This window comes from Microcystis sp. M_OC_Ca_00000000_C217Col (genome assembly GCF_007095585.1).
GTDB classification, from domain to species: Bacteria; Cyanobacteriota; Cyanobacteriia; order Cyanobacteriales; family Microcystaceae; genus Microcystis; species Microcystis panniformis.
Map to the genome: position 1 here is coordinate 1 of NZ_SFBV01000078.1, position 20939 is coordinate 20939.

At 42.2% G+C, this 20939-nt stretch carries 20 protein-coding genes; 11 read left to right on the forward strand and 9 right to left on the reverse strand.

Features of this window, described 5'->3' with window-relative positions; all coding sequences use genetic code 11:
- Positions 1–191: bluetail domain-containing putative surface protein (locus EWV66_RS04410; RefSeq protein WP_287108568.1), on the forward strand; the 191-nt coding region annotated here is incomplete at its 5' end.
- A 351-nt stretch (positions 192–542) separates the two neighbouring features.
- Here the strand turns inward: EWV66_RS04410 and EWV66_RS04415 are convergent.
- Together EWV66_RS04415 and EWV66_RS04420 are read right to left on the reverse strand one after the other, a co-directional pair.
- Complete coding sequence (locus tag EWV66_RS04415) at positions 543–743, reverse strand: type II toxin-antitoxin system VapC family toxin (protein WP_002763255.1); 201 nt, start codon at positions 741–743, stop codon at positions 543–545.
- A 4-nt stretch (positions 744–747) separates the two neighbouring features.
- Positions 748–981 carry a hypothetical protein gene (locus EWV66_RS04420; RefSeq protein WP_002763254.1) on the reverse strand — a complete coding sequence of 78 codons (234 nt, stop codon included), beginning with the start codon at positions 979–981 and terminating at the stop codon, positions 748–750.
- Positions 982–1624: 643 nt separating this feature from the next.
- On the opposite strand from EWV66_RS04420, the gene ilvD reads away from it, so the two are divergent.
- From ilvD to EWV66_RS04450, 6 genes are all read left to right on the forward strand, one after another.
- Positions 1625–3310, forward strand: coding sequence for a dihydroxy-acid dehydratase (gene ilvD / locus EWV66_RS04425; RefSeq protein WP_052277766.1), 1686 nt, complete (start codon positions 1625–1627; stop codon positions 3308–3310).
- A gap of 396 nt (positions 3311–3706) precedes the next feature.
- A complete protein-coding gene (locus EWV66_RS04430; protein WP_072927040.1) occupies positions 3707–4567 on the forward strand; it encodes a tetratricopeptide repeat protein in 861 nt (286 codons plus the stop codon).
- Positions 4568–4794: 227 nt separating this feature from the next.
- Positions 4795–5229: a ferritin-like domain-containing protein gene (locus EWV66_RS04435; protein ID WP_002731529.1), complete on the forward strand. Its 435-nt coding sequence runs from the start codon at positions 4795–4797 to the stop codon at positions 5227–5229.
- A 34-nt stretch (positions 5230–5263) separates the two neighbouring features.
- A complete protein-coding gene (locus EWV66_RS04440; protein WP_052277768.1) occupies positions 5264–6184 on the forward strand; it encodes an FTR1 family iron permease in 921 nt (306 codons plus the stop codon).
- Positions 6185–6319: 135 nt separating this feature from the next.
- On the forward strand, positions 6320–7933 hold the full coding sequence (locus tag EWV66_RS04445; protein ID WP_287108571.1) for an ABC transporter substrate-binding protein: 1614 nt from the start codon (positions 6320–6322) through the stop codon (positions 7931–7933).
- A 43-nt stretch (positions 7934–7976) separates the two neighbouring features.
- The gene (locus EWV66_RS04450) at positions 7977–8423 is read left to right on the forward strand and encodes a hypothetical protein (RefSeq protein ID WP_052277770.1); all 447 of its coding nucleotides are present in this window, start codon (positions 7977–7979) and stop codon (positions 8421–8423) included.
- Between the two features lie 306 nt (positions 8424–8729).
- On the opposite strand, the gene EWV66_RS04455 is transcribed toward EWV66_RS04450, so the two are convergent.
- The 5 genes from EWV66_RS04455 to btpA form a co-directional block, all read right to left on the reverse strand.
- On the reverse strand, positions 8730–9968 hold the full coding sequence (locus tag EWV66_RS04455; RefSeq protein ID WP_052277771.1) for a DNA cytosine methyltransferase: 1239 nt from the start codon (positions 9966–9968) through the stop codon (positions 8730–8732).
- Between the two features lie 72 nt (positions 9969–10040).
- A complete protein-coding gene (locus EWV66_RS04460; protein WP_287108572.1) occupies positions 10041–10979 on the reverse strand; it encodes a Bpu10I family restriction endonuclease in 939 nt (312 codons plus the stop codon).
- Positions 10969–12153, reverse strand: coding sequence for a DNA methyltransferase (locus EWV66_RS04465; RefSeq protein ID WP_052277772.1), 1185 nt, complete (start codon positions 12151–12153; stop codon positions 10969–10971). Before EWV66_RS04465 ends, EWV66_RS04460 begins: the two co-directional genes overlap by 11 nt.
- Positions 12154–12262: 109 nt before the next feature.
- Positions 12263–13249 (reverse strand): vitamin K epoxide reductase family protein, encoded by a 987-nt coding sequence (locus EWV66_RS04470; protein WP_052277773.1) that lies wholly within the window; start codon positions 13247–13249, stop codon positions 12263–12265.
- Between the two features lie 184 nt (positions 13250–13433).
- A complete protein-coding gene (btpA, locus tag EWV66_RS04475; protein WP_052277774.1) occupies positions 13434–14285 on the reverse strand; it encodes a photosystem I biogenesis protein BtpA in 852 nt (283 codons plus the stop codon).
- Between the two features lie 181 nt (positions 14286–14466).
- Between btpA and rimO the strand changes: the two genes are divergently transcribed.
- From rimO to EWV66_RS04495, 4 genes are all read left to right on the forward strand, one after another.
- The gene (gene rimO, locus EWV66_RS04480) at positions 14467–15780 is read left to right on the forward strand and encodes a 30S ribosomal protein S12 methylthiotransferase RimO (protein ID WP_052277775.1); all 1314 of its coding nucleotides are present in this window, start codon (positions 14467–14469) and stop codon (positions 15778–15780) included.
- A 41-nt stretch (positions 15781–15821) separates the two neighbouring features.
- Positions 15822–17261, forward strand: coding sequence for a DEAD/DEAH box helicase (locus EWV66_RS04485; protein WP_052277776.1), 1440 nt, complete (start codon positions 15822–15824; stop codon positions 17259–17261).
- A 223-nt stretch (positions 17262–17484) separates the two neighbouring features.
- The gene (locus EWV66_RS04490; protein WP_002741232.1) at positions 17485–17838 is read left to right on the forward strand and encodes a hypothetical protein; all 354 of its coding nucleotides are present in this window, start codon (positions 17485–17487) and stop codon (positions 17836–17838) included.
- A 5-nt stretch (positions 17839–17843) separates the two neighbouring features.
- Positions 17844–18635: a hypothetical protein gene (locus tag EWV66_RS04495; protein WP_287108576.1), complete on the forward strand. Its 792-nt coding sequence runs from the start codon at positions 17844–17846 to the stop codon at positions 18633–18635.
- A 79-nt stretch (positions 18636–18714) separates the two neighbouring features.
- On the opposite strand, the gene EWV66_RS04500 is transcribed toward EWV66_RS04495, so the two are convergent.
- Positions 18715–19371 (reverse strand): MAE_28990/MAE_18760 family HEPN-like nuclease, encoded by a 657-nt coding sequence (locus EWV66_RS04500; protein WP_052277778.1) that lies wholly within the window; start codon positions 19369–19371, stop codon positions 18715–18717.
- Positions 19371–20483 carry a DUF262 domain-containing protein gene (locus EWV66_RS04505; RefSeq protein WP_052277779.1) on the reverse strand — a complete coding sequence of 371 codons (1113 nt, stop codon included), beginning with the start codon at positions 20481–20483 and terminating at the stop codon, positions 19371–19373. Before EWV66_RS04505 ends, EWV66_RS04500 begins: the two co-directional genes overlap by 1 nt.
- Positions 20484–20939 lie beyond the last annotated feature (456 nt).

The following is a 20939-nucleotide window of genomic DNA, read 5'->3' on the forward strand; positions in this document are numbered from 1 at the left end:
ATCAAGGATTAGGGGTTAATAGTGCCGCCTTAGTGCAGGTAACAACCGGTGCAATAGCTGGAACTTATCTCGTTATTAATGATAGCACGGCTGGCTTCCAATCCAGCAATGATTTATTAGTAAATATCACTGGATTTACTGGGACTTTACCAGCTTTAGGGAACATTCCAGTGGGTAATTTCTTTATCTAAGTGTCTAAGCTCTCCTTCTAAGTCACCTAGAAAACGGGTTTCTCGGAGAAACCCTTTTTCTGGACTTTAAGACAAAAAAACGTTTCGCTGACAAACTCTATAAAGAACGTAGGTTGGTTTGAAACATGAAACCCAACGCCTGCTCATGTTAAGCTTTTCACGACTACTTAGGGTCTGCTGAAAAAGTTTTTCCTGGGGGTAGGGTGTGGGGTTTTACCGGTTTTGAGGTGGCCAATTACCTAATTTTCAGGGAAAAAGTACCTGAATTTTCCCCCCAATCACTCCAAAGGTCGGCACTTTTTGAGGGAAAACAAGTCTAAAAACCCTATCCAACAAGGTTTTTAGATTTATTCAGCAAACCCTAAATAATTCTAAAACCGAAGGGATTGATGTTCTGCCTCGCTCAACAATCCAAGCCGCTTCAGCTAAAACAATAGCCGGTAAAACTAATTCACTGTTCGGGTCAGAAAGGATCGTTTTGGCATTTTTTCCCAATCGGGGATTCCCTTCTAAAAACCAAATTAAGGCGTGAGTATCCAGCACATATTTCATCGGTTTAAGACCAATCTAAGTGGTCATCTGCATCGCCCTGAAATTCGGCGAATGAAAAATCTTCTTCTGTAGATTGATAATCCCCCGTGAACATTCCAAAGCACATTAATTTGGGATATTTTTGGATTGGTTTATCTTCTAAAAATGTGATAATAACTGAACTTTCTTCTAGGTTATTGGGAGTTTCTAAAAGCTCGATCTTTCCTTGTCTATAAATGCCTTTAACTGATTGTAGCATTGACTTAGTTTCCTAATTGTTAATTAAGTTTTGGAGATAGTCTATCTAATTTTACCTTAAATATTTGCTGGAAGCATCTCAATTTTGCCAGTGAAGTGACAGCATAACCCCTTCCTATATAATAAAATGTTAAGTTTAGACTCGGCTTGAGCTATGTCTTTTAGCCTATAACAGTTTCTATCTTCTTGTCAAACCAAGGATTCTAACTATTTTTTGAGATAACTTTAAGTCTCAATATCTTCCTTGATTGTTACTATTTTTACATAACTACTCTAGGAGAGCCTTTAGGGTTTATCTGAGTTAAGTATGCTAAAATGATAACACCGCTTCATTAAAAACTGATTTGAGCCAATTGTTTTTATGACAAATATTTTACACACTTCAAGCAAGAGGGCTACGCCACTACTACCAAATCATTACCGTCCGCACCAACCACCATCGACAAAGAAGCGTCAGAAACTCGCCCCTTGGCGAAGCGGTGGGGAATAGTTCATTACTCCCACAGTTTTATATTTTCTTTAGAGATGGGCTGTCCTAAAACCTGCTCAGAGCGGCCAAAAGTCAGAAAATAGAAATAAAGGTGCGATTAGAGAACTTGAGCAGCGATCGCACACATCAGCCGCCATTGGAGAAAGATAAAGTTATGGCAGATAACTACAGAAGTCGCATTGTTACCCAAGGTACCCAACGCAGTCCGAATCGGGCCATGTTAAGAGCGGTAGGTTTTGGGGATGAGGACTTTAGCAAACCAATCATCGGCATCGCTAACGGATTTAGCACCATTACCCCCTGTAACATGGGAATTAATGATTTAGCAATGCGTGCCGAAGCAGCCACGAGATTAGCGGGGGGAATGCCGCAACTTTTCGGGACTATCACCATTAGCGACGGGATTTCCATGGGAACAGAAGGGATGAAATATTCTCTCGTTTCTAGGGAAGTAATCGCCGATTCCATTGAAACCGTCTGTAATGGTCAAAGTCTCGATGGAGTCCTCGCTATCGGGGGTTGTGACAAAAATATGCCGGGGGCAATGATTGCCATGGCCCGGATGAATATTCCCGCTATTTTCGTCTATGGTGGCACGATTAAACCGGGGCGCTACAAAGATTGCGATTTAACCGTGGTCAGTTCCTTTGAAGCCGTGGGACAGTACAGCGCCGGTAAAATCAGTGAAGAAGACCTCATCGGAATTGAACGCAACGCTTGCCCCGGGGCCGGTTCCTGTGGTGGAATGTTTACTGCTAATACCATGTCTTCCATTTTTGAAGCCATGGGGATGAGTTTACCCTACTCCTCGACCATGGCCGCCGAAGATGCGGAAAAAGCCGATAGTACCGAAGAATCGGCCAAGGTTTTGGTCGAGGCGGTTAGAAAACAGATTCTCCCTAGCCAAATTTTGACCCGTAAAGCCTTTGAAAACGCTATTTCGGTAATTATGGCGGTGGGAGGTTCCACTAACGCTGTCCTGCACCTTTTAGCCATTTCCCGCACCATCGGGGTAGAATTATCGATCGATGATTTTGAAACCATCCGCCAGCGTGTACCGGTTATCTGCGACCTTAAACCCTCCGGGCGTTACGTTACCGTGGATCTGCATAAAGCCGGCGGTATTCCCCAAGTGATGAAAATTCTCCTGGTTAATGGTTTACTACACGGGGATGCCCTCACCATTAGCGGTCAGACTATCGCCGAGATTTTAGCCGATATTCCCGACCAACCGCCCTCAGGCCAAGACGTTATCCGTCCTTTTAGCAATCCTGTCTATAAAGAGGGTCATTTAGCCATTTTAAAAGGAAATCTGGCCACAGAGGGGGCCGTGGCTAAAATTAGCGGCGTGAAAACTCCAGTCATCACCGGACCTGCGCGGGTGTTTGAGTCGGAAGAAACCTGTTTAGAGGCAATTTTAGCTGGAAAAATTCAAGCCGGGGATGTGGTGGTTGTCCGTTACGAGGGACCAGTAGGCGGACCGGGTATGCGGGAAATGTTAGCCCCCACTTCGGCAATTATCGGCGCCGGTTTAGGGGATTCCGTGGGATTAATTACCGATGGTCGTTTTTCCGGGGGAACCTATGGCATGGTGGTCGGTCACGTTGCTCCGGAAGCGGCGGTGGGTGGTACAATTGCTCTGGTAGAGGAGGGGGATCAAATCACTATTGATGCTCGTCAGCGTCTCTTGCAGTTAAATGTATCGGAGGAAGAATTGGCCCGTCGTCGTAACCATTGGCAACCGCGGCCCCCACGCTATAAAACGGGAATTCTCGGCAAATTCGCCAAGTTAGTCTCCTCTAGCAGTCTCGGCGCTTTAACGGATCTGAATCTGTTCTAAAAGTATAACTAGGAATGGCGATCAATTGCGATCGCCGTTTCCGCCACTGCTCACTGAACACCCCCAGTGATAACTGGTAACTGATAACTGATAAGACTGACGGCTCTAATTAGGGTTTGCGGCAAAAAGTAGGGGCGAAGCATTCGGATAGAAAATCTACGGTTTCACCGATAGGTTATTGCCCGAATGCTTCGCCCCTACAGGACGCGGGCCGATGAAGACACAAGGTTTTGAAGCATGATTCTCTCAAAATCTGGCACCTGTTTCGCTCGTAAAGCCACAAAACCCTTACCTTGCCTACATTTCACATTTATTCAGCCAGCCCTAATTAATGCTCATTCTTAATTCTCCTGCCTCCTGACGACCGACTCCTGCCTCCGTTAAAGATTAATAACTATGAACTATCTACTCACTGTCTATCGAGCGCTCGAATGCCGTCCGGATACCTATCGGGATTGGTATGACCAAGGCAATATTTTAAAAGAAAGAATGGACTATTTTGGAGCCTTAATCAGCTACGAAAAAGCCTTAGAATATTATCCAGATGATTATTGGGCATGGTACAAAAGGGGTATGATACTAGAAGACTTGGGAATGTATGAAGAAGCGGCTGAAAGTTACGCTAACGCCGCACAGGTAAAGGCCGATAACTATTGGGCTTGGTACGATCAAGGTTGTGTTTATCTACAGGAATTAAAGGACTACGAAAAAGCGATCGCTTGTTTTCAACGGGCCCTAAGTCATAGTCCGGGGGACTATTGGGCGGCCTACCGGCAAGGGGAGGCCTATCGATTGCTGAAAAATTACGAACGCGCTATTACTTCCTACGATCTGGCCTTGGGAGCGCGACCCCGGGATTATTGGGCCTGGTATCGTCGCGGCGACGCTTTCCGGGATTGGGGCAATCCCCAAGAGGCTTTATTTAATTATCGTACCGCCCTCGATATCCGACCGCAAGATTACTGGTCCTGGTATCAACAGGGTGTGATCCTACAGGAATTACAGCGTTTAACAGAAGCGATCGCCTGTTATGAAGAATCGTTAAAAATCGATCGAGATGATCGCTATGCGTGGTATAATGCCGCCTGCTGTTATGCCGCTCTCGGTCAACAACAAAAAGCGATCAACTGTTTACGGGAAGCTCTAGACATAGAACCAGATATTTGCGGCGAATTAGCGCGTAGTAACTTTGTTTTCGATGGTTTAAGGCAAAATGAAACCTTTAATGACCTCTTGAGTTGCTATTACCCCAGCTAAAGTCTTTTTGCAGCACCTAGGGTTTGCTGAAAGGGTTTTTCGTGGGGTGTGGGATTTTAGGCATTTTCAGGGAAAAAGTGCCTAAAATGTCCCCCCGGTTGCTCCAATATCTGGCACTTTTTTAATGGCAAAAAAGCCTAAAAATATTAGCCAACAAGGTTTTTAGATTCATTTAGCCGGTTTGGATTAGCTACAATTGCAATTAGAGAAAAATTATTGAGAATCCTATGCGAGAACTAGACAGAGACAAAACCATCGAACAACTGAACGAAATCATGGAATTTGAACTAGCGGGAGTTGTCCGTTATACCCACTATTCCCTGATGGTGACAGGTCCCCATCGCATCCCCATCGTCCAATTTTTCCAGACTCAGGCCACGGAATCCCTCACCCACGCGCAACAAGTTGGGGAAATTCTCACCGGTTTAGAAGGTCATCCTAGTTTAAAAATTGCCCCCATCGAGGAAAGCTATGAACATAATATCAAAGCAATCTTGAGTGAGAGCCTCAATCATGAGAAAAAATCCCTTGATTTGTACAAAGCACTCCTAGAAACCGTCGAAGATGCCAGTATTTACCTAGAAGAATTCGCTCGCGGTATGATTGGACAAGAAGAATTACACAATCTGGAAATTCGCAAGATGCTGCGGGATTTTGCTTGAGCTAGGATCAAAGCTAGAGTTTATCGACTAGCTTATGAATCTCAGTTCCGCTTTACCCACTTTTATTATCACTCTCCGGGAAGGTTTCGAGGCCGCTTTAGTGGTGGGAATTGTCCTCGCTTGTTTACAAAAATCCGGTCGATCGCAACTTAACTCATGGGTGTATCGTGGTATTGGTGCGGGAGTAGTCGCTAGTGTTTTGGTCGGTGTTTTGCTAGGGGGAATCCTTTTGCAAGTGGATGCTTCTCCTAGTCCATTTGTACCAATGATCAAGGAATTACTGGCCGCCACTTTTGGACTAATTGCCGTTTTGATGTTGAGTTGGATGTTAATTTGGATGACTCAACAGGCCAAATCTTTGAAATCTGAGGTAGAAAATGCGGTAAAAGCGGGTTTAAAAGCGGAAAATGGGGCAGGAAAAGCGATTTTTCTGCTCGTTTTTATCGCTGTCTTGCGGGAGGGATTTGAAACTGTCCTCTTTATCCTGGCCCAATTCCAAAAAGATTGGCAGATACAAACTCTCGGCGCGATAGCGGGGTTAAGTGTCGCAACCTTGTTGGGAATTCTCCTATTTGCGGGGGGAGTAAAAATTAATATCCGTCTCTTTTTCCAAATTATGGGGACTTTCCTCCTCTTAATCGTTGCGGGATTACTCATCGGTGTTTTGAAACATATCGACGCAGGAATCAGTCTTTTAAGTGAAATTGACCCTTTTTATCGCCATTTCTGTCCTTCTCTCCCCTCCTCCTGTCTTCTCGGTTTTCAAGTTTGGGACGGTTCCCAAATTTTGAGCGATCGCACTTTCCCCGGACTCCTCCTCAAATCTCTGTTTGGTTATCGTCAAAACCTCTATATCAGTCAAATTGTTGCCTATATCCTCTTTTTACTGCTTATCGGTGGCCTCTATTTCCAAAGCTTACGACAACGTCCTCAAACAGTGATCAGTAAACAGTGATCAGTAAACAGTGAAAAGATGGCAAGAAACTTCTATTTAATACTGCTCACTTAAAAACTCACATCTGATAACTGTTAACTTACCCACTGATAACTTACCCACTGATAACTGATAACTGATAACTGATAACTGATTATGACTACTTGGCAATGTGACGGTATCCCTAAAGATGGTAAAACTTATCCGCAAGCGATTGCGGGAGGTCATGAACCCTGCGAAAATACTACTCCTGATTGTCCTATCTGTGGCCTGCCTAGGGAAGCGATGGATCCCGTAACAACGACGGTTAAAACCACGGTGGTGGTCTCCCCGGGGGGTACAACTAGAGTCGGCCAAAAATCTAACTGGTTACTTCCCTTCGCTTTGATAATTACCGCTTTAACCGCAGGTTTAGGGGGTTGGAGTCTATTGCAAATGCTGATTCCCAAACCCGATACTTCCCCAGTTGTCGGGGAAAAAACCCCAGATAGGCAATCTAAGGCAACTTTTGTGAGTAATACGGCTAAAAATCCCGATTTATTTAGCCAAGGTGAGAAAATACTGCTTAATTCCACTCCTAACAAAGAAAAAGGCGCAGCGGCCTTTAAAAAGGAAGATTGGGCAAATGCGATCGCAGTTTACCAACTGGCGGCCACTCCCCAAGCAAACGACCCGGAGGGCAAAATCTATTACAATAACGCCAAAGCTAGACAAAAAGGTAATCAAAATACTATAGCCGTCGTTGTCCCCATCGCTAACGACCCCAACAGCGCCAAGGAAATTCTCCGAGGTGTGGCCAGGTATCAAGAGGAGTTTAATAATTCTAATCCGGGTAATCCTTTGGAAATAGTCATCGCTAATGATGGTGGTGGGTTACAATCAAAAGCGATAGCCGATGATCTGATTCAATCCGGTCAAGTTTTGGCAGTTATGGGCCACGGAATCGATCCTTTTAGTCAAAAAGCGATTGAAAGTTACGAAAAAGAAGGATTAGCGATTCTCTCTCCCCTGACTACCAGTGTTAGTCAAACGGGAAAATTAACCCTGAAAACTATTCCCCTTAAGGATAAATCTCAGGAAGTTTTGGGTAGTTATCTGGAAGCAGTGGCCAAAACTTTGGCTAATTATGCTAGTAAGCAAAAGAAGTCTCCGTCAGTGGTTCTTTTTTATAATTCCGATAGTCCCTATAGTCAAAAATTAAGGGATTCCTTTGCTAAAGCAATAAAGCAACCAGGAGGCAAGATAGTTAAGGAAATAGACACAACTAAAGCCAATTTTAATGCTAAAACTGCCATAGATCAGGCAAGACAAGCCGGCGCTAAGGTGGTATTTTTGGCCTTGAGTAAAGATGGCGATCGCATTGATCAAGCCGTGGCTATTGCCCAAGAATCGTCTGGAATGCTATTATTAGGCGGAAATGAACTTTATACACCCGATATACTTATTCAAGGAGCCGATAGCATCGACGGATTAGTTTTAGCAGTACCTTGGAGTTTCCAAGCAACGGATCCTTTTGCCAAAGATGCGCTGAAAAGTTGGCGCGGTCGCGTCAGTTGGCGTACTGCTACCGCCTACGATACCATGAAAGTATTAGGAAAAGCGATCGCTAAAAGTTCTGACCGTGCTACTGTAGTCGAAACTTTAAATCGAGGAATCACCTTGCAGGGAAGCACCACGGATTTTAACATTTTTAATCAAGTTCCCCTAGTACGCGCTAATCGCGGCAATGAGGGGCCAAAGGGTTCTCAATATCAGTTCGATCCTATCTAAAATAGACAATGTGATGTCGAGGAGTAGAATCAAGTCTAATTTTATGAAGAATATCTTACCCATCCTAGCTTTATTAATGTCGGTGTCGGGAATTGCCGTGTCTTTGGGACGGGAGGAAGTCCGATGTCATCTCGGTTTAGAATCGGCAGCCTGTCCCCAGGAAGAACAAAAAACCAGGGAAGACACCCCCGCAACTACCCCCGCAACTACCCCAGAATCTCCCCGGATAGAAGAAACTCCCGCGGAAAGTACCCGTAATATCGAACCTTCCCCCGAAGTTTCCCCCTCTCCTGAAAGGGAAACCCCGGTGGAATTCACCCCCATCCCGGAAAAGAACCCCAGTCCAGAAGTACCCCCCGAAAATCCCCCCACCTCAGAAACCAAAGCGGTGGAAAAAACTCCAGATGCAGAACAAAGTCCCGATGTCAATCCATCTAAAGATGGAGAAACTGAAAGTATTCCATTAGAGGTTATTCCCCCCGGACAGTAAAATCGGACAAAATCAATTTCTGGTGGGGTAGGGTTGATTCATGAATCAACCCTACAGATCCCGGACAGTAAAATCGGACAAAATCAATTTCTGGCTGAGGATAGGAACTCATGCAAGAAGTAGTTATACTAAATCTGGTTATTAAAGACTGATTATTCATTCCCCTTTTTGCATGAGTGCATGAGTAGAAAACGGGTTTCTCGGAGAAACCCGTTTTCTGTGCGTTACTCAACGGATTTAGTATAACTACTTAATTTTTCTGCTGCTGTTGCTGATTAGGTAAAAACTATTTACTTTTAGTCAAAATTAATTAACTTCTAACCCCGGAATGCTTAACTGTTCGGTTTTTGGCTGTGTTTCCCCCAGATAATCCCCTTGCAACATATTAATTAAACAGCCACCAAGATGATAGGCCATATTAACGGGAACCGCGTTACCAATCTGTCGATATTGAGAGGTTAAATTACCGGTAAATTGCCAATCATCGGGAAAGGACTGCACTCGTGCATATTCTCTCACAGTCAAAGGACGAGTTTCTTGGGGATGACATCTTTCTGTTTGGGTTTGTGCCGGACTACAGGTAATAGTTAAAGCCGGTTCATCCCAAGATAATCTTTTAGCATATCCTGTCCGTCCGCCGTGATTTTTGAGACTATTTTTCATATATTCTTTTTGAATATCCATCGGCAAATTTCGCCAATTTCCTCCTGCGGGAACTAAGGACATAATCTCTTTTTTTCTTTCTTTATATTCTACTCCTGGAGAACTTGGACAATTCTCTAGAGCTTTTTTCAGAGAAATAGTATAGTTTTTATATTGGGGAAAAATCGGTTTAATATTTAGGTCTTGACGGGTGGCGATAATAATTAATCTTTCTCTTTTTTGGGGAACATCAAGAAATTGAGCCGATAAAACTTGATAAGCAGCATAATAACCGATTTCCTGTAAAGCTTGCATCATTAATTGCAGGGTTTCTCCTTTTTTATTGCTTAATAATCCTCGAACATTTTCGGCTATAGCGATTTTAGGTTGCACTTCCTGTAAACAACGAGCAAATTCAAAAAATAGGCTTCCTCTCAAATCTTCTAATCCTTTTCCTAACCCAGCATAACTAAAAGGTTGGCAGGGAAAACCTCCAGCTACAATATCTATTTTGTCTATAAAATCGGAAAATTTAATCTTTTTTATGTCTTGATTTATAACATTCCATTGGGGTCGATTGAGCCTTAAAGTATTAACACAATCTTGGTTAATTTCCACCAGTAATTGGGTTTTTAGTCCCGCATTTTCTAAACCTAAAGCCATACCACCACAGCCAGCAAATAATTCGATAACCGTGTAATTAGTTGGCTCAACAGTTTGTAAAATTCTCAATTCTCCGGGGGATTGGTTATTTTTAAGATTGGTTAATTGCTCGAGATCAAATAACCAATCAACTTGATTGATTTTCTGACCTTTGATTAATTTTTTCTTTTGCCATGTTAGTATTTCTGCGGTAGTTACACCGAGAATATTAGCGGCTTTTTGTAGATTTACCTGAGTCATAACCGATAATTAGCAACTTATCTACGTTTTTATTATAAATCAAAGTAGCTAAACTTGATGTCGAGAAAATTTTTAGAAATATCCTTGATATAAAACATTTTCCAGTGATGGGTTTGTATTATCAATATGAGTTTGTATTTTATCGATCATCCTTTGAAACACATCGGGATAATATTGAGAAGCATCCAAAAAATCTACATATTCCTGTCTGTGCAGCTGTCTTGCTTTTGAGGAGCGATACTCTTGTCGAAGATTAGCGGTCATACGCTTAGTTTTTCGTATAATTAACACATCATCAATTTGAGTAGAAATTATTGAAACTGGTGTCATATCAAGAAATTCGCAAATCAAAAAATATAAAGAGTTAGGAACGGCAATTTTTAAATCTCTACTTGTGGCTACAGCTTCCTGAAACATAGTTTTATCTAAATTAGTTTTGCACTCTGCACAAACATAGCCAAGATGAGACTCAATCAATTCATGATTTTGAAATTCTGGGTCAAAAGATGACTTTAGATATAACTTTTTGACCAGTATAAAATCCTGATTTTTGCTTCTAATATTTGCTTGACCACCTTGACCAATATTGCCGAGAGAGGATAGGAAACTTAGTCCAGAGAAGGTATTTCTTGGACCCAATTCAAAAGAGTTATCTATTCCTTGTAAACTACGGAAAACCAGCTGGGGTAAAAATTCTTCTAATATAGTATTGTCTAATTTTAACTGTCCCTTCTGTCTATACAAAAAGTTATCTGAACTATCAAAAATTAAGTCAAGTTCAATAAAACGCTTATATCGGTTAGTAGCTGACACTAGCTTTTCTACTGCATCTGCTTGACCAGAATTAATCGATTCTAACTCGATAATCCACTGGCGATATTTTATAATAGCTTCTTCTAAACGTTCCCGATCAGCTTCTGGCAACCGAGGATTGTTAAGACAGGCAGTTAGTTTTGTGTAGTGAGGACGGGAAAATTCGTTCATGTATTTTTGTTGATGTTCAAAGGTCAATATATAATCTCTTATCTAAAATTGGTGTTTTTTGAATATTATTGACTTTGGCAATTGCTGATTCTAAACATAGCTGGTTTTCTGAAGATACAAAAAGCCTACTGCTTTCCAATACCTCGAATGCTACCTCTCTAGAAATTTGTTCTATTACCTCTTGGCTAACTTGATTATTTAGGTTGATAAAATTAATTATATCCTCTATAATAACTTTACCAAATTTATTCTTAAATTTTCTTTTTTGTCTTAATACTTTCTGAAATAGTTTGGCTTTGACCCCTATTTTTTCAATAATATCAGCATTATAAAAAGGTACGCCAAGAACGTTAGATTCTTGTCCTACAATTAAAACAATTCTTGCTTGCTGCTTGCTGACTCTCGCCAGTTCCTTTAAAATGTCACCCATATCTAAACAGTATTGTACTACAGTGTAGAAACGATTACTCCTATTTGCTCTATTAGAGCCAATTTCTGACTTGGCTATCTTGAGTAAATCCCATCCTAAGATTTCAGCAGATTGACGATAATTTTGATGGTAATTAAAAACATTTATATAGGGTGGAGAAGTCACAACAAAATCTATCTGATTATTTTTTAGTGGGAGAGAACGAGCATCAGATAATCCAACCCTGAGCGGCTTTTGAGAGTAAGGTAGCTTAGTAATTATATTGCTAAGATGTAAAAATTTTTTCTGAATAAATTCCTGAGTAATTTTATTGTTACACACATCAAGAAGGATTACCAAAGCATCAAATAAAACCCTTGACCGATCCGGTAGCATATTCCTAGTATTTTGCAATTTATCTACTAAATTTTCTACTTGGTCACTGACTTCAAAAATTCTCAAAGGAAATTCTTGATCGACGATATTTCTCAGGTTTTTAAGAACTTCTTTTTTTTGAGAATCATTGATAAATTCATAGGTACGACTCATGATATAAGCAGCGGGATTAATCTCAAATCCATAAGCTTCTAGGGATAAATAACTTGCCTCTAGTAAGACAGTTCCGCTACCCACAAAAGGATCGAGAATGACCGAATTAGATGGGCAATAGAAACTTAATATAGTCTCTATCAGTTGGGGTGAAAACTGACCTCGCCAAACAAATAAATTGGCTCTAGTTTTCTCAATAATGTCAAGTTTTTCTTGGGGTATAGGTTGATCAAAATCTGGCAACTTTCAATCTCCCTCTATTGCTAAAATCAAAATTCAGGTTCTACTTTATCTAGAGAACAAACACCATAAAATTTCGGGGCTGAACCTTGTTCAGCCCCGAAATATTTTCCTAATTGCGTCCCGGAACTGTATATTTAAAATTCATCGGGCCGGTATAACCAGAAATCTCCGCTAATTTCTCTAATCTTTGGGTTCCCGAATATTCTTGACCCTTAATAATCCAAGTGGGGAAACCTTTAATTCCGGCATCGCGACAAGCTTGGGGATTACCATTAACCCCTTGGGGATCGCATTCGATATAAACCCTTTCTTTTTTGAGGATTTCTCCCGCTTCCTTACCAAATAACTGTTTTTGATCGTAACAGTGGGGACACCAAAAAGCCCCGTATTCTTTCGCACCAATTGCTTTTAAATGTTTAGCTAAGGCGATTTCTGCCTCTCCCGAAACCGTGGTTACTTCCCAACCGTAGGGAGGTGTAGCAGCTGTCATTGGCCGGGTAATTTCTTCTTTTCCTCCTGTCACCGTCGGGGAATTTACTCCCGCATAAACCGCTAAAGTTCCCACCAAAGTAACCATGGCCACCACAACCATCGGCAGTATAATTTGTCCTAAACCTTCCCATTCACGACCGACAATTGTGAGAATTAATAAAGTTAAAGCGAACAAAGCCGAAGTGATGCAGTAGGGACACAATTCCCTTAATTCCGTGGCTAGAATATACATTAAATAACCACTAAATACCGCCATCGCCGTCGCCCCCGCTAACAGCAATAACCAAGTATTATTTTCTAAACTTTTGCGGAGATTTTTCTGAGTTTCCCCATTAATAAATAGAGGAGTGAGGGCAAAAACCGCCATGGCAATATAGGCCAAAAAACCGAACAAACTCAAGGGCAGCCCGAACACCGTAGCGTAGGGACTATTAAGCACACCAGTACAACCAGCCCCATCACTAGCCCCGGCGGTACAGGCTGCAGCCCCTCCCGTCAGTTTGGTAATGGTTAAATAGCCGGTCAGAATCGCCCCCACGATCGAAACGCCCCCAATTAGGGGCCGGGAGTAGCGATGAATCCAAGGTACAGAACGACGACGCATAATATTATTTAGATTAAATTACAGCAGAATTCAGGAGTCAGGAGTCAGGAGTCAGGAGAGAAATCTAAATGTACTTTGTTGAAAGGAAAAATTCCCTAACCATATTGTGTTAATTAGGACGTTTTCAATTCCTAAAAACTTAGGATCGCTATCCCCTGAAACTATCCGCCATTCTAGCAAGGGGTTATGTGGACAGAGGCAAAGAAGGCAGCGAATTATCAATTTTTGCCTTTTGATCGTTGATCTGCCGGGCCGTTTCCACAAATTGCGACACCCGGATCGGATCCACTGGTTCAGTAATTTTGCCATGACGCTTGAGGGAACTAGCCACGATCACCCCATCGGCAGCCGGCAGCAACCGCCCAATATTGTCCAAATCAGCCCCGCTGCCGATAAAAACCGGTGTTCCCTTGGCCGCCGCCACTGCCAGTTCCAAATCCTCAAAACTAGGGGGGCTACCGGTGGACCAACCGGAGAGGATCACCCCGTCTGCTAGTCCCCGTTCGATCGTATCTTGCACCGCCGTAGTCAGATTAGGGGTTCCCAAGGGGCGGGCGTGTTTAACCAAAACATCCGCTAAAATTTTGACCTCAGACCCCAATTCGCGCCGATAACGCAGGAGTTCGTGGGCTTGACCCTCAATAATGCCCTGATCGGTGGCCATAACTCCCGTTAGCACATTAACTCGAATAAATTGGGCATTGACACAGGTAGCGATCGCTAAGGCACTATGGGCATCATTGCGGAGAACATTAAGACCAATCGGTAAGACCACCAGATTTTTAATGCGATCAACAATTAAAGTCATGGCACTAACCACGGCGGGATCCACCTGTTGCTTAGTAAAGGGGGCATCAAAAAAATTCTCGATAATCAAACCATCAACACCACCAGCAGCCAAAGCCGTCGCCTCCTGTTCAGCCCGCTCGATCACCGTCTTGAGACTACCACCCCAACGGGGGGAAGTGGGCAGGGGGGCGAGATGAACTACGCCAATAATCGGGTTTTTTGTCTTGAAAGTTGCAATTAAATTCACAGCGTCTACTACTCTTAGCGTCCCCAACCAGGCGCCGCTCACCCATTTTAACAGGGTGAAGGCCTACCCACGGTTCCACGGGGGGGAAATTATTTTAACTGCTAATGATTTTATCAAGTCCGGAATCCGTTAAAATGTCTTAACATTAGAGAAGTTTAGGATTTGGTTGATACTCGATCGCATGGGCAATAAGCCAACCATCGCCATCTCACACCTAGGCTGTGAGAAAAACCGGATCGACTCCGAGCATATGTTAGGACTGCTGGCCAAGGCCGGCTATCCCGTAGATAATGACGAGGAGTTGGCCGATTACGTTATCGTTAATACCTGTAGTTTCATTCAAGCAGCTAGAGAAGAATCCGTTCGCACCCTCGTGGAACTGGCGGAAGCTAATAAAAAAATTATTATCTCCGGCTGTATGGCCCAACATTTCCAAGATGAACTCCTGACGGAATTGCCGGAAGCCGTGGCCATTGTCGGCACGGGGGATTATCAGAAAATTGTCGAGATTGTCGAACGGGTAGAGACGGGAGAACGAGTCAAAGAAGTCAGCGCCGATCCCACCTTTATCGCCGACGAAAATCTGCCCCGTTATCGCACCACTACCGAAGGAGTCGCCTATCTGCGGGTAGCCGAAGGCTGCGACTATCGCTGTGCTTTCTGTATTATTCCCCACCTGCGCGGTGATCAAAGATCCCGCTCGATCGAGTCGATTGTGGCCGAAGCGCGACAATTAGCCAGCCAAGGAGTCCAAGAATTAATTCTCATTTCGCAAATAACAACCAATTATGGGTTAGACTTATATGGCGAACCCAAATTAGCGGAACTCTTGCGAGCGCTGGGAGAAGTCGATATACCTTGGATTCGCGTTCACTACGCTTATCCGACCGGGTTAACGCCAAAGGTTATCGAGGCGATCCGAGAGACCCCGAATGTTTTACCCTATCTAGACTTGCCGCTACAACATTCCCATCCCGACATCCTGCGGGCGATGAACCGTCCCTGGCAAGGACGAGTCAACGATGGCATTATCGAGCGGATCAAGCAAGCTATCCCGAACGCGGTTTTACGAACGACTTTTATCGTCGGTTTCCCCGGAGAAACCGAGGAACATTTCAGCCATCTGCTGGAATTTGTCAAGCGTCATGAGTTCGATCACGTCGGGGTGTTTACCTTCTCCGCCGAAGAAGGTACCGCCGCTTTTGACCTGCCCAATCCAGTGCCACAGGCAATTATGGACGAACGCCGCGAAAGGTTGATGTTAACTCAGCAACCAATCTCGGAGCGCAAAAATCAAGCTTATATAGGTCACACTGTCGATGTTCTCATCGAACAGGAAAACCCGGAAACAGGAGAATTAATCGGGCGCTCCGCTCGTTTTTCCCCGGAAGTGGATGGCTTGGTTTATGTGACAGGGGAGGCGATTCTAGGTGCGATCGTACAGGTCCGAATCACTGCGGCCGATACCTACGATCTCTACGGCGAAATAGTCTAATTTTTCCATTTTTCTTATTTAATTCCCACAAAACAACCCTTATGACCACTGGTTTCAACAATTTAGGTTTATCCGATAGCCGTCTTCAACACCTAGAAACGCTTGGATTCACCACCCCCACGGAAATTCAAACCAAAGCCATCCCTCTCCTTCTAGAAGGGCATGACATGGTAGGAATGTCACAAACGGGAACCGGCAAAACTGCCGCCTATTCCCTGCCTTTACTGGAACGCATGGACACCAAAAATCCTAACGTTCAAGCTTTAATCCTCACCCCCACCCGGGAATTAGCCCAACAGGTGGCCAGCGCCATCAAAGATTTCTCTGATGACCGTCGTCTCTTTATCCTGACAGTCTGTGGTGGTCAATCCATGGAACGTCAGATCCGCAGTCTGGAAAAAGGTGTCCAGATTGTGGTCGGGACTCCTGGCCGGGTAATTGATCTGCTCGATCGCAAAAAACTCCATCTCGAATCCCTAAACTGGGTAGTCCTCGATGAAGCGGACGAAATGCTCAGTATGGGTTTTATCGATGATGTTAAGAAAATTCTGCAAGCATCCCCCTCCACCCGTCAAACCGCCTGTTTCTCGGCAACTATGCCCCGGGAAATCCGCGATTTAATCGCTAATTTCTTGAAATCTCCCATTTCTGTGACGGTTTCTCAACCCCAGGCCGCTCCTGCTAAAATCGAGCAGAAAATTTATATGATCCCTCGCGGTTGGACGAAATTAAAAGTCCTGCAACCCCTGTTAGAGATCGAACCCCTAGAATCGGCGATTATTTTCGTCCGCACCAAGCAAACCGCGGCCGAATTAACCAGCAAACTGCAAGAAGCGGGGCAAACTGTGGATGAATACCACGGTAACTTAAGCCAAGTGCAACGGGAACGACTGGTGCAACGTTTCCGCGAGGGCAAAATTAAATTAGTGGTAGCTACGGATATTGCAGCCCGCGGTCTAGATGTGGAAAATCTCAGCCACGTTATTAACTATGATCTGCCGGATAATGCCGAAACCTATATTCACCGCATTGGCCGCACCGGCCGCGCTGGTAAAACGGGAACTGCTATATCTTTAGTAGAACCGATCGATCGGCGTTTGTTGCGTCAGATTGAACAGCGTCTGCGTCAACGTCTGGAATCTAGTCCCATTCCTAGCCGCACCGAAGTAGAAGCAAAACGCCTGGCCAAGCTGCAAAATCAGCTAAAAGAGGCTTTATCGGGGGAACGTATGGCTTCTTTCTTGCCTTTAGTGCGGGATTTAAGTGAAGAATACGATCCCCAAGCGATTGCGGCGGCTGCCCTGCAAATGATCTACGATCAAAATTGTCCCCAGTGGATGAAAACCGATTGGGAAGTTCCCGCACCGACGAGCAGTAAACCGGTGATTAATAAAACTCCCCGCAGTGGTGGTAGTAAGTACCCCTCTAAGTCGAATAACCGTCCTTCCCTGGACAAAAAAATCGTCTTTCAGGAACGTTAATTTTTAGTTCTTGAATGGATAACTTTAAGAGTTGATAGACCGTTTTGGTTCTATCAACTTTTTTTTGTCAGGTAATTTCCCAGTACGTCGTCGAAAGCATTCTACATAATTTTATAGCTAAACTTTTGATAATTGATTCTAATCAAGTATTTGGGCTTTGTTTGACATTTTTGCTGATAATTACTATATAATTGTCTTAAATGAATAAATTTGAACATTTAATATGTCGAGTTCGTCAGAACCTTATCGTGGGAGGGTACAAGCTCAAGGAGACGATATCCAGCAAGAGGGTGGATACAGTTGTTCTTGGGCAAGAAAAAATCCTGTTACTGCTAAAGAAGGATTATCATTTCTTGCTAATATTAAAGGGCAATGCAGCGAATGTCAACGAGAGGAACGGAAACAAGCGTTTAGAAAAGCTGAACGCTTTGTTACAAATGCTAGTGAGCAAGGTGGTGTCACTCCAGAGGCACAACCGCACTCATTTCAGGATTCTAAACGTAAAACTAAAAACGCCCGTGTAGATATTGAAATTCGCAGTGGTCTTACCTTTATCCCTTCGCCCCAAACAGAATGACAACGATGCTTAGAAGAGTACAACAATTTTTAGACTCTGGCGATAGTGATAACGCTAGAGAAGAAATTGATAGAGCTTTCGGCAATCTGAGAAGGGTGGATAGTCATGTTAGAGAGTTTGCCGCTCTGTTGGCACTGGGATCGATCAAAGCTTCAGAAATCGGCTTAGGGGTATTGGGACGTAAGCTTCTACAGAATGACAGCGAGATTAACAATGAGGTTGTTTGGTTATTTATTGCGTCAATTTTATCTCGCAATAGTATTCCCCCTGATAGTCCATCTAGAATCAGCCTACTTGTTCTTACCGCTTCTGTCAATAGTTGGGAATTACCAATTTTTGCGCTTCTTGCCCCTGCCCTCGACGCTTTTTTTAAAGTTAGTCTTGCGGACGGAACCCCTTTAATTGCCGAACAAACTTTTGATTTTTTGGCCACTTGGGGAAGAATTTATGCGAAAGCACCTCATGTCAAAACGCAGCTTCAAGAACTTCAATCTCTTAGTAATAATCTATTAGAGCAAGTAGATGACTTAGAGTTAAAAGCTGAATGGTCAGAGGGAATTAATATATTTTTTGAAGAAGCCAGTACAACCAAATATTCAGATAGTAATGTTTTTTCTGCTGGTGAAGAATTAATTAAAAAAATTTATAATACTCAAAGTTTACAGCGCAATACAGAAGATAAGAATTTGGCAGAGACAAAAGACAAGTTACTCCAATTAGTCACTTCGTCTCTTGCCACTATTGGAACAGTTCTTGATAGTCATGGAGTCATACTAAATCCGGTTATTAAAAACTGATTATTTATTTCCCCTTTTGTCTCTTGCATGAGTGCCTGTTCTGATATGTAGCGCATACTCAACGGATTTAGTATTAACCCTATATACTTTTGACTTTTTTATACTGTTCCGTCACGGCGGCATTTAATAGATCATCTTTAAAATTTCTGATTAATTCAATTACTAAATTATAAATACTGATGTATTCTTCATAATCGATAGTTAAATACTTGCCATGAGCAATTTTATTTCTTTGGGTGAGAAGTTGTTCATCAATAGCTTTCTGCCGAAGTTGATAATCACTATCATCAATTCCTAGAATAGTACAGATATCAGTGAAAACTTCAAAATTGAGATTAGATTTGGTGTTAATAATATTTTCGTGGGGTATAGAAGCTGTATTTTCTAGGTTATCAAGTAAATTTTTGATCATCTCTTTTTGTAACTTAAATTTATTGGTTTTTATTAACTCATTTATAGATTTTCTAGAACTAAGGGCAACGAAACAGTAATCCAGTTCATGATAATTTAATTTTTTTAAGGAAACAAACTGCAAATAACATTCTGCTGCATATTTAATAAAACCTTCCCAATGGGCATAGAGAGTGGTTATTCCGGCTCTAATTAATACATCTTGCTCAGTTCCTTTTTGTGGAGAAATTTTATTTTTTAAAATACTAAGTTCTTTAATTCGCCATGCCATATCTTCATCTAAGTTTTTCTGGAGAATTTCGATAGTTCTATTATCTTTACTCATTACTTTTTAAAATATTTTTTGCCAAATTCAATCATTTTGAGCATTCTAGTTCTAGCTCTCGATCCCGTACCGATGTTATAAATAAAGTCAGATTCTGACCACATTTCCTGAATTTTTGTTCTTAGCAGTTCAATATCTTGAGTAGAGTAATCATCAATATTTTCTCGTAATCCTGTGGTGATCGCTTCATAAGCAGAATCGAGAAATTTACCCTTAAATCTTGTTCCATCATATTTGGTAAAAGTATCTTCATTCGTCGCTTGATCAAGCAATAAAAACATTTTAGCGAATTTTTCTTGCTCTAACACACGATCAAAAGTGGTGGAATTGCATAATTCTATCAGATAGTCAGTCAAATATTCATTAACCTCTTTTTTGTTCAATGATTTTGGATCAAATGTGGGAGAAGACAGGGCAAAATATTTAAGAATTAGTTCCAAGTCGTAGCGTTCTTGTCTTAATCGCTCGGATAGGGAAATACAATTTTTAAAGTTCTCATTTTCTGCCAAGTCTTCTAACCACTTATATAGGCTTTTATCTAGCATAATCAAAAGACAATTACGCACCTCTTGATAAGATAAAAAAGAGCCACCGGTATTTAAACGATCAAAAACTTCAAACTTAGCATTTTTATCCGATTCTTTTTGGATAATCTGAACCTGTATTTTCGCTCTTTTGAAATCTATTTTTAGAGATGGGGGCAAATTATACTCTCCTTCCTCTGCACCTTCCCACATAACTCCGTTTAAGCTAGGTAATAACTTAGTACCTTGAAGCACCAGTTTTGGTTTTTTCTTAGTTTCATCGTCCTCATCTCTTAAATCGCCAACAAATTCCAAAATTGTTGAAATCCTTTGTAATCCATCCACCAATTCCCAAACACTATCTTCTTCTCTCTGATAGACAAAAATAGAGGGAATAGGAATTCCTAATAGTATCGATTCTATGAATCGGCTTTTTTGGGCTATTGTCCAACGAAAATATCTTTGAAAATCTGGATTAATTGTCATTTCTTTGTTATTATAAAGACTAATAATCTCTCCGATTGACATAGGATAGTTATCGGTACGAAATTCTTTAGTTTTTGCCTTAACTTCTTCTAATAAATTCATCTTATAGCAGTTATCTTAATGGTGAAGTACAAAGTTTTCGTTTTGGGGAGCCGGTCGTCAGGATTCGATACCAAATTAGGTTACACTTCATCTTTAGGAACAAAGCTGTAATTTTTCTATACTCAGTATAATCTCTCTATTCTACTTTTATACCATCAATGATGACTGAATGTGCCAATTCAAAAATGAAACGCGTCAACCTCAAGAGTTGACAGAAAAAGGCTCATCCCCGCAATTGGCACAAACATCAATTTTCAGGTGGCTAATCTGCAAAGACGCGATTTATCGAAAATTTGGGTTAAAACCCCGTCCTTTTAGGACGGCTTTAAGCTACAATGGAAAAAGCGATAACCAAGCTAAAAACTGAACCTTGACAACAGATAGTAGGGGGTTTTGTTCAGAAAAGAATTCAAATTCGGCCTTGAACGAGTAAAACTTTCTAGGAAATAAGGTTGA